Annotated in this window: 15 protein-coding genes and 1 pseudogene; 11 read left to right on the top strand and 5 right to left on the bottom strand. The window is 72.0% G+C overall.

Annotated elements, in window-relative coordinates:
• Window position 1: 1 nt before the first annotated feature.
• The gene (aceB, locus tag OG289_RS39055; RefSeq protein ID WP_327318729.1) at window positions 2-1636 is read right to left on the bottom strand and encodes a malate synthase A; all 1635 of its coding nucleotides are present in this window, start codon (window positions 1634-1636) and stop codon (window positions 2-4) included.
• A 184-nt stretch (window positions 1637-1820) separates the two neighbouring features.
• Window positions 1821-2432, bottom strand: coding sequence for a nucleotidyltransferase family protein (locus OG289_RS39060; RefSeq protein WP_327318730.1), 612 nt, complete (start codon window positions 2430-2432; stop codon window positions 1821-1823).
• Between the two features lie 220 nt (window positions 2433-2652).
• Between OG289_RS39060 and OG289_RS39065 the strand changes: the two genes are divergently transcribed.
• Complete coding sequence (locus OG289_RS39065; RefSeq protein ID WP_327320944.1) at window positions 2653-2940, top strand: DUF5955 family protein; 288 nt, start codon at window positions 2653-2655, stop codon at window positions 2938-2940.
• Between the two features lie 295 nt (window positions 2941-3235).
• On the opposite strand, the gene OG289_RS39070 is transcribed toward OG289_RS39065, so the two are convergent.
• Window positions 3236-4033 (bottom strand): IclR family transcriptional regulator, encoded by a 798-nt coding sequence (locus tag OG289_RS39070; protein ID WP_327318731.1) that lies wholly within the window; start codon window positions 4031-4033, stop codon window positions 3236-3238.
• 289 nt (window positions 4034-4322) lie between these two features.
• Here OG289_RS39070 and allB point away from each other — a divergent pair, with 289 nt between their 5' ends.
• The 3 genes from allB (at window position 4323) to OG289_RS39085 (ending at window position 7926) form a co-directional block, all read left to right on the top strand.
• Window positions 4323-5660 carry an allantoinase AllB gene (allB, locus tag OG289_RS39075; RefSeq protein WP_327318732.1) on the top strand — a complete coding sequence of 446 codons (1338 nt, stop codon included), beginning with the start codon at window positions 4323-4325 and terminating at the stop codon, window positions 5658-5660.
• A gap of 80 nt (window positions 5661-5740) precedes the next feature.
• Window positions 5741-6856 (top strand): allantoicase, encoded by a 1116-nt coding sequence (gene alc / locus OG289_RS39080; RefSeq protein WP_327318733.1) that lies wholly within the window; start codon window positions 5741-5743, stop codon window positions 6854-6856.
• Between the two features lie 59 nt (window positions 6857-6915).
• Window positions 6916-7926, top strand: a complete 1011-nt coding sequence (locus OG289_RS39085; RefSeq protein ID WP_327318734.1) for a hypothetical protein — start codon at window positions 6916-6918, stop codon at window positions 7924-7926.
• Between the two features lie 21 nt (window positions 7927-7947).
• Here OG289_RS39085 and OG289_RS39090 read toward each other — a convergent pair whose 3' ends face one another.
• Window positions 7948-8694, bottom strand: coding sequence for an SDR family oxidoreductase (locus OG289_RS39090; RefSeq protein ID WP_327318735.1), 747 nt, complete (start codon window positions 8692-8694; stop codon window positions 7948-7950).
• 132 nt (window positions 8695-8826) lie between these two features.
• On the opposite strand from OG289_RS39090, the gene OG289_RS39095 reads away from it, so the two are divergent.
• From OG289_RS39095 to OG289_RS39105, 3 genes are all read left to right on the top strand, one after another.
• Window positions 8827-9654 (top strand): AIM24 family protein, encoded by an 828-nt coding sequence (locus OG289_RS39095; protein ID WP_327318736.1) that lies wholly within the window; start codon window positions 8827-8829, stop codon window positions 9652-9654.
• Window positions 9655-9728: 74 nt separating this feature from the next.
• Window positions 9729-10358, top strand: coding sequence for a dihydrofolate reductase family protein (locus OG289_RS39100; protein WP_327318737.1), 630 nt, complete (start codon window positions 9729-9731; stop codon window positions 10356-10358).
• A gap of 96 nt (window positions 10359-10454) precedes the next feature.
• Entirely contained in the window at window positions 10455-10841 is a 387-nt protein-coding gene (locus tag OG289_RS39105) for a ribonuclease (RefSeq protein WP_327318738.1), read from the top strand.
• A 68-nt stretch (window positions 10842-10909) separates the two neighbouring features.
• Here OG289_RS39105 and OG289_RS39110 read toward each other — a convergent pair whose 3' ends face one another.
• The gene (locus OG289_RS39110; protein ID WP_327318739.1) at window positions 10910-11110 is read right to left on the bottom strand and encodes a hypothetical protein; all 201 of its coding nucleotides are present in this window, start codon (window positions 11108-11110) and stop codon (window positions 10910-10912) included.
• Window positions 11111-11311: 201 nt separating this feature from the next.
• Here OG289_RS39110 and OG289_RS39115 point away from each other — a divergent pair, with 201 nt between their 5' ends.
• The 4 genes and pseudogenes from OG289_RS39115 to OG289_RS39130 all read left to right on the top strand — a co-directional run.
• Window positions 11312-12580, top strand: coding sequence for a histidine kinase (locus OG289_RS39115; RefSeq protein WP_327318740.1), 1269 nt, complete (start codon window positions 11312-11314; stop codon window positions 12578-12580).
• Window positions 12562-12819 (top strand): hypothetical protein, encoded by a 258-nt coding sequence (locus OG289_RS39120; protein ID WP_327321053.1) that lies wholly within the window; start codon window positions 12562-12564, stop codon window positions 12817-12819. Before OG289_RS39115 ends, OG289_RS39120 begins: the two co-directional genes overlap by 19 nt.
• Before the next feature lie 72 nt (window positions 12820-12891).
• On the top strand, window positions 12892-13584 hold the full coding sequence (locus OG289_RS39125; protein WP_327318741.1) for a response regulator transcription factor: 693 nt from the start codon (window positions 12892-12894) through the stop codon (window positions 13582-13584).
• Window positions 13585-13626: 42 nt separating this feature from the next.
• Window positions 13627-13931 (top strand): annotated as a pseudogene (locus OG289_RS39130) (cytochrome P450); the annotation flags it as partial.
• Window positions 13932-13948 lie beyond the last annotated feature (17 nt).

Genomic DNA, 13948 nt, shown 5'->3' on the forward strand with positions numbered 1-13948 from the left:
CTCAGCCCTTGAGCTGCTCGTAGGCGGGCAGGGTGAGGAAGTCGGCGTAGTCGGCGTCGAGGGCGACCTCCAGGAGCAGGTCGTGGGCCTGCTGCCAGTGACCGCCGGCGAACGTCTCTTCGCCCAGTTCGGCACGGATGTTCGCGAGTTCCTCGGCGGCGACCTCGCGGGCCAGTTCCGGGGTCGCCTTCACCGTGTTTCCCGCGTGCTCGAACTCGACGCCCGCGTTGATCCACTGCCAGATCTGCGAGCGGGAGATCTCGGCGGTGGCCGCGTCCTCCATCAGGTTGAAGATGGCGACGGCGCCGAGGCCGCGCAGCCAGGCCTCGATGTAACGGATGCCGACCTGCACGGCGTTGACGAGCCCGTTGTACGTCGGCCTGGCGTCCAGCGAGTCGATCGCGATCAGGTCGGCCGCCTCGACGTGGACGTCCTCGCGCAGGCGGTCCTTCTGGTTCGGCTTGTCGCCGAGGACCTTGTCGAAGGACTCCATGGCGATCGGGACCAGGTCGGGGTGGGCGACCCAGGAGCCGTCGAAGCCGGCGCCGGCCTCACGGTCCTTGTCGGCGCGGACCTTCTCGAAGGCGACCTTGTTGACCTCCGCGTCCCGCCGGGACGGGATGAAGGCCGCCATGCCGCCGATGGCGTGCGCGCCGCGCTTGTGGCAGGTGCGGACGAGGAGTTCGGTGTACGCGCGCATGAACGGGGCGGTCATCGTCACCGCGTTGCGGTCCGGGAGGACGAACCTGGCGCCGCCGTCACGGAAGTTCTTCACGATGGAGAACAGGTAGTCCCAGCGGCCCGCGTTCAACCCCGAGGCGTGGTCGCGGAGTTCGTAGAGGATCTCCTCCATCTCGTACGCGGCCGTGATCGTCTCGATCAGGACGGTGGCACGGACGGTGCCCTGCGGGATGCCGACGTAGTCCTGCGCGAAGACGAACACGTCGTTCCACAGGCGGGCCTCCAGGTGCGACTCCGTCTTCGGGAGGTAGAAGTACGGGCCCTTGCCGAGGTCGAGGAGGCGCTGGGCGTTGTGGAAGAAGTACAGGCCGAAGTCGACGAAGGCGCCGGGGACCTGGCTGCCGTCGGCGTCGACCAGGTGCCGCTCGTTGAGGTGCCAGCCGCGCGGGCGCATGACGACCGTGGCGAGCTCACTGTCGTCCTTCAGGGCGTACGACTTGCCCGACCTCGGGTCGGTGAAGTCGATGTTCCGGGTGTACGCGTCGGCCAGGTTGATCTGACCGAGGACGACGTTCTCCCAGGTCGGCGCGGAGGCGTCCTCGAAGTCCGCGAGCCAGACCTTCGCGCCCGAGTTGAGGGCGTTGATGGTCATCTTGCGGTCGGTCGGGCCGGTGATCTCGACCCGGCGGTCGTCCAGGGCCGCGGGGGAGGGGGCCACCTTCCAGGAGTCGTCCGCGCGGATCGCGGCGGTCTCCGGGAGAAAGTCGAGCGTGGAGGTACGGGCGATCTCGGCGCGGCGCTCACCCCGGCGGGCGAGGAGCTCGTCACGGCGCGGGGTGAACCGCCGGTGCAGCTCGGCCACGAAGGCGAGCGCCGCCTCGGTGAGGACCTCCTCCTGCCGCGGCAGGGGCTCGGCGTCGACGATGGCCAGCGGGGACGGCGCTGGTGCGGACATGAGCGGTCACTTCCTTCAGCGGTGGCACCGGGTGCCAGTCGAACCGGGTACGGCGAGCGGGGCCCCGGGCGGAGCCAGGTCCTTCTGAACAGTGGATACTAGTTTCCTCATCGTGGAAGTTCAATGGTTTGTTGATGTCGAGATTCTCCGGGTCGAGGCAAGGTGGCGCTCGGTGCCATGTCCCTCACTCGAGGTGGACGAGATCCTGGGGGGTGTCGATGTCGAACGGCCGGGCCACGTCCGCGCACTCGACGAGCGTGATCGCCTCCTGGTGTTCCCTCAGATAGGCGCGTGCCCCCCGGTCGCCGGTCGCAGTCGCCGTGACGCCCGCCCAGTGGACGGCCCCGAACAGGACGGGGTGGCCGCGTACGCCGTCGTAGGCGGCGGAGACGAGAGAGGACTCGTCCTCGTACGCGGCGAGCACCCGGGCCACCGCCTGTGCCCCGATGCCGGGCTGGTCGACGAGCGACACGAGCGCGGCGCGTGCCCCCGTCCCGGCGAGCGAACCGAGCCCGGCCCGCAGTGAGGTGCCCATGCCCTGCTCCCACTCCGGGTTCGGCACGATCACGCACCCCTCCAGCCGTGCCCGCTCCCGTACGGCGTCGGCGGCGGCCCCGAGGACCACGTGCACGCGCGTGCAGCCCGCCGTACGCAGCACCCCCACAGCGTGCTCCACCAGCGGCCGCCCCCGGTGTTCGAGCAGTGCCTTGGGCCGCCCGCCGAGCCGCCGGCCCCCGCCCGCGGCCAGGAGCAGGCCGACCACCTGGTCCCGCGTCCGGTCTTCCTTTTGCGTCATGCGTCCTGCATACCTGACGTGCTGTCGATCGCACGGTTTCCGGGGGCTGAATTTCCGTCCGCGCAGTGGCGCACCCGGCATCGGGTGGCGTTTACTGGCCCGCGTCCTGCGGTGCCCGACCGGCGTCGCGGGGTGTGGGGCGGGAACACGCGCGCGTACCTGCGCACGCACGGGCGCGCCAGGGGGGAGAGCTGTGTTGCGAAGCGTGGGGCAGAGGGCAGTGACCGGCAACGACGAGGATCCGAGGGTGGCGGAACTGCGGACCGCGGTGTCCCGGCTGCGCCGCGAACTCGCCGCGCACCCGGCCGAGTTCCCGGACCGGGTCATCGCCGAGGACGAACTGGCCGCACTCGCCGCGATGGCGACCCACGGCGTCCCGGAGGTCCCCCGGTTACGCCGCTCCCTGCTGCTGATCGCGGGCGCGATCGGCTCGGTGAGCGCGCTGGCCCGCGGTCTGTCGGACGTACGCCACGCCGTGGAGCTGTTCGGGGAGACACCGCGCCGCTGAGTCGCAGCCGGAAGCGAGCCGTGGCCGGGGCGCGCTCAGCTGTCGGGCGGCGAAGAGCGGCGAAGTCGTTCGGCTGCCCGTCGGGGTCCGTCCGGCCAGGGTCTTCCCGGCAGGTCGAGTCGCCGGAGATCCGCAGCGCCTGATCGGCGCCGGTGATCGGGGTTACGGGGTCCCCTGCGCGAGCGAAGCCGAGCGTGGGGGGAGCCGGGGGAGTCGGCGACCACGGCAACGCCGCAGAGGGGCCCGCCGGGCCGGCCCTGCGTCGTCGGCATGATCGGCGGGACGGGCGCAGGCCCTATGCCACCGGCCCCGAACTCGTCAGTGCCTCCGAGAGTTCCACCGCCACCTGCTGGAGCACCGGCACGATCTTCTCCGTGGCCGACTCCGTGACGCGGCCCGCCGGGCCGGAGATGGAGATGGCCGCGGCGGTGGGGGAGTCCGGCACGGACACCGCCAGGCAGCGGACGCCGATCTCCTGCTCGTTGTCGTCGACCGCGTACCCCGCCTGCCGCACGTCCGCGAGCGCCGCGAGGAAACCGTCGGGTGTGGTGATCGTCTTCTCCGTGGCGGCGGGCATGCCGGTGCGGGCGAGCAGAGCGCGCACCTCGGCGTCCGGGAAGCCCGCCAGCAGCGCCTTGCCGACGCCCGTGGAGTGCGGCAGGACCCGGCGGCCGACCTCGGTGAACATCCGCATCGAGTGCTTGGACGGCACCTGCGCCACGTACACGATCTCGTCGCCGTCGAGCAGCGCCATGTTCGCCGTCTCGCCGGTCTCCTCGACCAGGCGGGCCAGATAGGGGCGGGCCCAGGTGCCCAGCAGCCGGGAGGCGGACTCGCCGAGCCGGATCAGCCGCGGGCCCAGCGCATAGCGGCGGTTGGTCTGCTGACGGACGTATCCGCAGACCACCAGGGTGCGCATCAGGCGGTGGATGGTGGGCAGGGGCAGTCCGCTGCTCGCGGAGAGCTCGCTCAGCCCTACCTCGCCTCCCGCGTCCGCCATCCGCTCGAGCAGGTCGAAGGCGCGCTCGAGGGACTGGACCCCTCCGCCGGCGGACTTGGCGGAGTCGGTGGTGCTGGCGCTGGACGTCGGCACGGCGCGTTCCTTTCGAAACTGGCGGGAAGGGCTGAAGCCTACCCGGCGGTCGGTTGACTCCTCGCTTGTGCGTAGCTACGTTCTGCCTACTGGAATGCTAATTCCGCTTTGTGGAAACGTCCAGAGTGGTGGCGGTGGGTGCACTGTGGAGAAGTGTGCCCTTGACGGCGCGAAGGCGGGAGTGAAGACTCCTTCAACAGAACGTTGAATTCCGTTACGTGGAAGTTTCTGGAAAGTCTCCGGAACCTTCCCCGGAGTGAACGGAAGAGAACGGAAGAGAGGGGTCCGGGTGTCCGACGCTGAACTGGTGCTGCGCTCGACGCGCGTCATCACTCCCGAAGGGACGCGGCCCGCCACGGTCGCCGTCGCCGACGGCGAGATCACGGCCGTCCTGCCGTACGACACCCCCGTGCCCGAGGGCGCCCGGCTGGAGGACTTCGGGGACGACGTCCTGCTGCCCGGCCTGGTCGACACGCACGTGCACGTCAACGACCCCGGCCGCACTCACTGGGAGGGCTTCTGGACCGCCACGCGCGCGGCGGCGGCCGGCGGCGTCACCACCCTCGTCGACATGCCCCTCAACTCCCTCCCGCCGACCACGACGGTCGACCACCTCCGCGTCAAACAGGAGGTCGCCGCCGACAAGGCGCACATCGACGTCGGCTTCTGGGGCGGCGCCCTGCCCGACAACGTCAAGGACCTGCGCCCGCTGCACGACTCCGGTGTCTTCGGCTTCAAGGCCTTCCTCTCCCCGTCGGGCGTCGACGAGTTCCCGCACCTCGACCAGGACGGGCTCGCCCGGTCGCTCGCCGAGATCGCCGCCTTCGACGGCCTGCTGATCGTGCACGCCGAGGACCCCCATCACCTGGACGCCGCCCCGCAGCAGGGCGGCCCCAGATACGCCGACTTCCTGGCCTCCCGTCCCCGCGACGCCGAGGACACCGCCATCGCGCACCTCATCGCGCAGGCCAAGCGCCTGCACGCGCGCGTGCACGTCCTGCACCTCTCCTCCAGCGACGCGCTGCCACTGATCGCCGCCGCCAAGGCCGACGGCGTCCGCATCACGGTCGAGACCTGCCCCCACTACCTGACCCTCACGGCCGAGGAAGTCCCCGACGGCGCCAGCGAGTTCAAGTGCTGCCCGCCCATCCGCGAGTCCGCCAACCAGGACCTGCTCTGGCAGGCCCTCGCGGACGGCACCATCGACTGTGTGGTCACCGACCACTCCCCGTCCACGGCCGACCTGAAGACCGACGACTTCGCGACCGCGTGGGGCGGCATCTCGGGCCTTCAGCTGAGTCTGGCGGCGGTCTGGACCGAGGCACGCGGGCGCGGCCACGGCCTGGAGGACGTCGTCCGGTGGATGTCCGCGCGCACGGCCGCCCTCGTGGGCCTCTCCCGCAAGGGCGCGATCGAGGCGGGCCGCGACGCCGACTTCGCCGTTCTCGCCCCCGACGAGACCTTCACCGTCGACCCGGCCAACCTCCAGCACCGCAACCGCGTCACGGCGTACGCCGGCCGGACCCTGTACGGCGTCGTGAAGTCCACCTGGCTGCGCGGCGAACGGATCGTCGGAGACGGCGAGTTCACCGAGCCGAAGGGCCGGCTCCTCACCCGTACCCCCTGAGCCGAAGGGACGCCCGACTCGCACTTCCGACTCCACCCGCACCCGCACCGGCCGACTCCCGAAAGGCAGACCTGATCACCGTGACGGCGATAGAGAGCTTCACCGGCGACGCGAACCCCTACGGCGGCGGCGACCCGTACGCGGACTACCGCACCGCCGACTTCCCCTTCACCCGGTACGCCGACCTCGCCGACCGCAGGCTCGGCGCCTCGGTCGTCGCCGCCAACGACGAGTTCTTCGCCCAGCGCGAGAACCTGCTGGTGCCCGGGCCCGCCGAGTTCGACCCGGAGCACTTCGGACACAAGGGCAAGATCATGGACGGCTGGGAGACCCGCCGCCGCCGCGGCGCCTCCGCCGAGCACCCGTGGCCGACGGCCGAGGACCACGACTGGGCCCTGGTCCGCCTCGGCGCGCCGGGTGTCGTACGGGGCATCGTGGTCGACACGGCCCACTTCCGCGGCAACTACCCGCAGGCCGTGTCGGTCGAGGGCACGTCGGTACCCGGCTCGCCGTCCCCCGAGGAACTCCTGTCGGACGACGTGAAGTGGACGACGCTCGTCCCGCGCACGCCGGTCGGCGGCCATGCGGCGAATGGTTTCTCCATAGGCGTCGAACAGCGCTTCACACACCTGCGCGTCAACCAGCACCCCGACGGCGGCATCGCCCGTCTGCGTGTCTACGGCGAGGTCGTCCCGGACCCGAAGTGGCTGGAGGTCCTCGGCACCTTCGACGTGGTCGCCCTGGAGAACGGCGGCCAGGCCGAGGACGCGTCCAACCTCTTCTACTCACCCGCCGGCAACACCATCCAGCCGGGGCGCTCCCGCAAGATGGACGACGGCTGGGAGACGCGTCGCCGCCGCGACCAGGGCAACGACTGGATCAGCTACCGGCTGGTCGCGCAGTCCCAGATCCGCGCCCTGGAGATCGACACCGCGTACCTGAAGGGCAACAGCGCCGGCTGGGCCTCGGTGTCGGTCAAGGACGGCGAGAGCGGCGAGTGGACGGAGATCCTCCCGCGCACCCGCCTCCAGCCCGACACCAACCACCGCTTCGTCCTGCCGGCCCCGGCCGTCGCCACGCACGCGCGCGTGGACATCCATCCCGACGGCGGCATCTCCCGCCTGCGCCTGTTCGGCTCCCTCACGGACGCGGGCGCGGCGGCGCTGACGGCCCGCCACCAGGAACTGGGCGGCTGAGCCGGCCTCCGCTACGGTGAACACCCCGGCGGGGACCGGGGTGTTCACGGGGAGGCACGATGGCGGTCCTGCTCTACTACCCGTTGGTGAAGCCACCGACGGAGGTGCTGCACCAGGCACTGCTGTACTGGGACGGCATCGCCACGGTCGTACCCCGCGATCCCGCGGTGTACGAGGTCGCCGTCTCCGCCGAGCTGACGGACCTGCGGGACCGCTCGCTGTACACACCGCTGGTCTTCGACCGGGACGCGATGGAGCGGCTGGACGACCCGGACCACGGCCTGGTCTCCCTCGGCTCCCTCACCTCCCAGGTGCTGCGCCAGGAACTGCGCCGCCTGGCCGAGAGCCCGAACCCGCCACGGCTCCCCGTACCGCCGGACACCTTCATCTACGGCTCGAAGCTGACCGACTGGCTGGAGGAGGAACTGCTGCGTCTCGGCCTGGCCGAGCGCTGCGACCGTGAGTACCGGAGCCTGGCCGTACCGAAGCGGGTCCAGCAGCTGATCGTCGGCGTCATGGCACGCGAACTGGCCGCCGCCGGGCGGGTCGCGTACGTCCCGTACACCGACCACGCGGACGCCGCCGCCGCGTCCCTGTGCGCCCCCGCCGAGCACCGGCTGCCCGCCTACCAGGCGGACCTCGGCGGCCTCCTGCCGGTCCCCGCCCCGGGCACCCCCACCGCCGACGTCCTCGCCTTCCGCGACCGCCACGGCGACGAGCGGGAGCGTCTGATGCGGGCCCTGCACCGGCTGCTCGGCGACCTGCGCCGCGACTACGCACACCCGGCCGACGTCCTCGCCCAGCTGCGGCGCGAGATCGAAGGGTCCGTCGCGGACTACCGCTCGGCGGCCAGGAGCAGCCGGATGGCCTGGGTGGAACGGTCCGTGATGGTGACCGTGGGCCTAGCGGCCGCTGCCGGTGAAGTGGTGCGGCCCGGCCTGGGCTGGGTGCTGGGGTCGGTCGGCGGCATCGCGCTGAACCTGGCCACCCGGGAGATCCGGCCCCTGGCCCGAGCCCGGGAGGACCACGACTTCAGCTACCTGCACCGCGTCCGGGAGGCCCTGGCCTGACACCCAGGCGCACTCAGGGGCTCACGCCGCGTGCCCGCCGTCCACGGCGAACTCGGCGCCCGTGACATAGGCGGCCCCCGCCAGGTGCGCGACCGTCGCCGCCACCTCCTGCGCCGTCCCGAAGCGGCCCAGCGCGGTCATCGTCGCCTGACCGGCCGCGAACGGGCCGTCCGCCGGGTTCATGTCCGTGTCGACCGGGCCGGGGTGGACGACGTTCGCCGTGATCCCGCGCGGCCCCAGCTCCCTGGCGAGGGCCTTGGTCAGTCCCACCAGGGACGACTTGCTCATCGCGTACAGCGTCCCGCCGGGACCGGGCACCCGCTGGGTCATGCAGGTGCCGATCGTGATGATCCGCCCGCCGCCCGCCATCCGCCCGGCCGCCGCCTGCGAGGCCAGGAACACCCCGCGCACGTTCACCGACAGCACCCGGTCGACGTCGGAGAGGGAGAGCTCCGCCAACGGTCCGAGGACGCCGACGCCCGCGTTGTTCACCAGCACGTCGAGGCCGCCCAGCGCCTGAACCGTGCGGTCCACCGCCCCGGCCGCCTCCGCCGGGTCCGCCGCGTCCGCCCGCAGGGCCACGGCCCGCCGTCCGAGAGCCTGAACGGCCCCTACGACGTCCTCGGCCGCCTCCTTGCCGTTCACGTACGTCACCGCCACGTCCGCGCCTTCCTGGGCGAGCCGCAGGGCCGTCGCCGCCCCGATGCCGCGGCTGCCGCCGGTCACCAGGGCCACCTTGCCGTTCAGAGTTCCGTAGGTCGTTGTCATGGGTCCATCCCAGCGGCCGGCGCCCCGGCGTGCTGGCGGCGAACGGACACCGAGGTCGAGGGGCCGAAGCAGCCGAGTGGCCGAAAGCAGGCGGGCCGGAACTCTTTCCTCCGTCTCCCGCGTTCTCCTCTCGTGACCCTTCAGCAAGAAATCGTCGGCAACGCCATGCAGATGGCGGTCGTCAGCCTGCACCCCGGCCAGACCGTGTACTGCGAGGCAGGAAAGTTCCTGTTCAAGACGGTGAACGTGAGCATGGAGACCCGCCTGGGCGGCCCGTCCGGCGGTGCCGGCGGCCGGCAACCGCAGGGCGGTGGCAGCGGTGGCGGTGGCATGGGCGGCATGCTGCGCCAGGCCATGGGCACGGCCATGCAGGTCGGCCAGCGCGCCCTCGCGGGCGAGTCGCTGGCGTTCCAGTACTTCACCGCGCAGGGCGGCGAGGGCACGGTCGGCTTCGCGGGCGTGCTCCCCGGCGAGATGCGGGCACTGGAGCTGGACGGCACGCGCGCGTGGTTCGCCGAGAAGGACGCCTTCGTGGCCGCCGAGTCCACCGTCGACTTCGGCATCGCCTTCCAGGGCGGCCGCACCGGCATGAAGGGCGGCGAGGGCTTCATCCTGGAGAAGTTCACCGGCCACGGCACGGTGATCATCGCCGGCGCCGGCAACTTCATCGACCTCAACCCCGCCGACTTCGGCGGCCGCATCGAGGTCGACACGGGCTGCGTGGTCGCCTTCGAGGAGGGCATCCAGTACGGCGTCCAGCGCGTCGGCGGCCTCAACCGCCAGGGGATCATGAACGCCGTGTTCGGCGGCGAGGGTCTGTCCCTGGCCACCCTGGAGGGCAACGGCCGCGTCATCCTGCAGTCCCTCACCATCGAGAGCCTGGCCAACGCCCTGAAGAAGGCCCAGGGCGGCGACAAGCAGGGGCCCACGGGCGGACTGTTCTCGACGAACGCGGGCTGAACCGATGAGTTGCGGGCGCCGGTGGGGTCTGAGGTGATGACAACAGACCCCACTCCAGAAAGCAGGCATTCGCCATGGGCAAGCTGGTCTACACGATCTTCGTCACCCTCGACGGCGTCTACCAGGCCCCCGGCGGCCGCGACGAGGACACCCGCGGCGGCTTCGAGCACGGCGGCTGGAGCTTCCCGTACGGCGACGAGGACTTCGGCCGGTTCATCTCCGGAGTCTTCGACAACGTCGGCGCGTTCCTCCTCGGCCGCCGCACGTACGAGATCTTCGCCGGGTTCTGGCCGAAGGTCACCGATCCGGCCGACCCGGTCGCGGGCAAGCTGAACGCGCTGCCCAAGTACGTGGCCTCCACGACACTCACCGACCCCGCCTGGGAAGGCACCACCGTGATCCGCGGCGACGACCTCGCCAAGGAGGTCTCCGCACTCAAGGAGCGCACCGACGGCGAGCTCCAGGTCCACGGCAGCGGCGCCCTGGCGCAGTCGCTGTTCGCGCAGGACCTCGTGGACACCGTTCACCTGCTGACGTTCCCGGTCGTGCTCGGCTCCGGCCTCCGGCTGTTCGCCGAGGGCGCCCTGCCCACCGCGTTCCGGCACACCGGCGGCCTGATCACCGCCGCGGGCGTCTCCGTCCAGACGTACGACCTTCAGGGCCGTCCCACCTACGGCTCGTACGAACTCCCGGACAACGGCTAGCCGCAGGTTAACTTCCCGAAAACTCAACGGACTTGCCGGGAAAATCCTCGGACTTGTCATTGACATGCCACTGTCTACGCGCGTCATCATGAGGGCATGAGATTCCCCCCACGCATCACCCGCATAGGCGCCTCGGCCGCCATCCTGTCCGCCCTTCTCGTCGGCGGCACCGTCTCCGCCACGACGGCGCACGCCGCGGTCGGCAGCATCTGCTACGGCGATCTGCCCACCCAGGCGTACGACACGCTCGAGCTGATCGAGCAGGGCGGCCCGTTCCCGTACTCGCAGGACGGGGCGGTCTTCCAGAACCGGGAAGGCGTGCTGCCCTCGCAGTCGACCGGTTACTACCACGAGTACACGGTGAAGACCCCCGGGTCGTCGACGCGCGGAGCGCGCCGCATCGTGACCGGGAAGAAGACCGACGAGGACTACTACACCGGGGACCACTACGCCACGTTCGACCTGATCGACTACGGCTGCTGAGCCGCCGGGCGATCAACGGTTGACCGTCGAGGAACGGTGCGACCGGCCGGAGGTCCGACTCCCCCCACTCAGCCGGACCTCCGGCTCTCCGCTGCGGCGAACAGGGCGAACGCCAGGACGACGAGTGCGACGCCGGCGTAGACCTCGTAGCCGTCGAGGAAGCCGATCCGCTGCACGAGGCCCACATGCCAGTGGCTGAACTCGTGCACCAGGCCCAGCACGCCCTGCACGAGGGCGAGAAAACCGAGTACTTCCAGCAGTTCCTTCATGTCCAAGACCCTCGCGCCGCGGGCCCCGGCAGGCCATCGGCCGTGGGGCGGCACCCGTCCGACGCAAGGCTCCGGTCGGCCGGTCCGGCGGCGCCGAAAGTAGCCGGCGGCACGACTTCGGTCGATGGTCGTCTCCTTTCGGTGGCGGATCCCCGTCGACGGGGAGGTGGCGCGGCCCTCCGCTGCGTAGATTTGTCGACCATGAGGGCAGACGACGCGGATGTCGCGGACGAGGCGGCACGGGAGGCGTCCGGGTTCACGGGACGTCGCTGGCTGCTGCCGTCGACCCTGGTCGCGGAGCTCGCCCCGGAAGCCGAGCGGCCCGGCCGGTCGCACCGGCGCACCGCGCGCGATTGGGTCGTCGACTTCTGCTGCTTCCTCCTGGCCGTCGCCGTCGGCCTGGCGGTCGCCGACTCCTTCCCCGGCGAACGGGACCTCCCGCCCGCCTTCGCCCTGACCGACCAGCTCCTGGGCGCCCTCGCCTGCGCGGCGGTCTGGCTGCGCCGCCGGTGGCCCCTCGGCCTCGCGGTCGCGATGGTCCCCCTCGGCTTCCTGTCGACCACCTCGGCCGGCGCCTGCACCGTCGCCCTCTTCACGCTCGCCGTGCACCGGCCCCTGCGGTACGTGGCCTGGGTGGGCGGCACCCAGCTCGCCCTGATCCCGCTGCTGGCCTGGGCGCGCCCGGACCCCACGCTGGCGTACGGGCCCGCGGTGGTGTGGAGCGTGCTCATCACCGTCACGGCCGTCGGCTGGGGCATGTTCGTACGGTCCAAGCGGCAGCTGATGCTGAGCCTGCGCGAGCGCGCCCGGCGCGCCGAGACGGAGGCCCGCCTGCGCGGCGAGCAGGCACAGCGGCTCGCCCGCGAGGCCATCGCCCGGGAGATGCACGACGTGCTCGCCCACCGGCTCACCCTGCTCAGCGTGCACGCGGGCGCGCTGGAGTTCCGCCCCGACGCGCCTCGCGAGGAGATCGCGCGGGCGGCCGGCGTCATCCGCGAGAGCGCCCACGAGGCCCTCCAGGACCTGCGGGAGATCATCGGCGTCCTGCGGGCGGGCGAGCCCGACGACGCCGGGCGCCCGCAGCCGACGCTGGCCGCCCTGGACACGCTGGTCGCCGAGTCCCGTGAGGCGGGCATGAAGGTCACCCTCGACCAGCGCGTCACCGACGCCGCGGCCGTCCCCGCCTCCGTCGGCCGCACCGCCTACCGCATCGCCCAGGAGTGCCTCACCAACGCCCGCAAGCACGCCCCGGGCGCGGAGACCGCGGTCACCGTCACCGGCGGCCCCGGCGAGGGCCTGGCCGTCACCGTACGCAACCCGGCCCCCGAGGGCGACGTACCCCCCGTCCCCGGCTCCGGCCAGGGCCTGATCGGCCTGACCGAACGAGCGACGCTGGCCGGAGGCCGGCTGGAACACGGGGCGTGGGGAGACGGGGGATTCGAGGTACGGGCGTGGCTGCCGTGGGGGTGAGCGGTGTCCGTCTCGTCGTCCGGGGGCCGAGCCGCGCCGGCCTGACCGGCCCGTGCGGGTGGGCGGTGCCGGTGCGCGTGCAGCGGGTGCGGGCCTGCACCGTGGGCGCCCCGCCGCCCGGCCCGCCGCTGGTCCAGGTCTGCTCCGAATCCGGCGGCCCGGCATCCGTGACAGCCGTCGTCTGGTGGGAGGCCCGCCGGCTGCGCAGCCGCTACGGGGTGTCGCTGCGCGGGCGGTGACCCGGCGCACCCGCTCAACTCGCAGGCCACAACGGCGACCAGGTACTCCACAGCCGTGATTACGTAAGGCCCATGACTGCGATCAGACTCCTCCTCGTCGACGACGATCCCCTGGTGCGGGCCGGTCTGGCCTTCATGATGGGGGGCGCCGACGACATCGAGATCGTCGGTGAGGCCGCCGACGGCGGCGAGGTCGAGGCTCTCGTGGACCGCACCCGACCCGATGTCGTCCTGATGGACATCCGGATGGCGGCCGTGGACGGGCTCACCGCCACGGAGCGGCTGCGCGGGCGGGCGGACGCTCCGCAGGTCGTGGTGCTCACCACCTTCCACGCCGACGAGCAGGTGCTGCGGGCGCTGCGCGCGGGGGCCGCCGGGTTCGTCCTCAAGGACACCCCGCCCGCAGAGATCCTGGACGCCGTGCGCCGGGTCGCGGCCGGTGACCCGGTCCTGTCGCCCACGATCACGCGGCAGTTGATGGACCACGCGGCCGGTACGGCGGCCGACACCCGGCGCGCTCACGCGCGCGTGCGGCTCGCCGCGCTCGGCGAACGCGAACGCGAGGTGGCCGTCGCCGTCGGCCGGGGACTGTCCAACGCGGACATCGCCGCCCGACTGTTCATGAGCGTCGCCACCGTCAAGGCCCACGTCTCCCGGGTCCTGGCCAAGCTCGACCTCAACAACCGGGTGCAGATCGCCCTGTTGGCGTACGACGCTGGGCTCCTGGAGGACGGGGTGGCGGACGCGGCGGAGGACGGGTACTAGCCGTCGCTCCCGTGCGTCGGGGGAGTGACGGAGGGGAGTGGCCTGGCCGAGGTGATCGATCTGGGGGAGTTCGGCGACGGGCTGGGCGGGACCCGCACACGGTGTACGCGCGACTGCGCGAGCGCGGCCCGGTGCCCCGGGCGCGGCCGCCCGGCGCCGACGGACGGTACGCGACGTGGCTCGTCGTGGGGTACGAGCAGGCGCGGGCGGCGCTCGCCGACCCGAGACTGTCCAAGGACAGCAGCCGGATCGGGGGCACGTACCTCGACGAGCAGCTGATCGGCCCGTATCTGCTGACCGCCGACCCGCCGCAGCACACCCGCCTGCGCGCGCTGGTCTCCCGTGCCTCGGAGACCGTCAGGTC

It is taken from the genome of Streptomyces sp. NBC_01235 (assembly GCF_035989285.1).
Classification (GTDB): Bacteria; Actinomycetota; Actinomycetes; order Streptomycetales; family Streptomycetaceae; genus Streptomyces.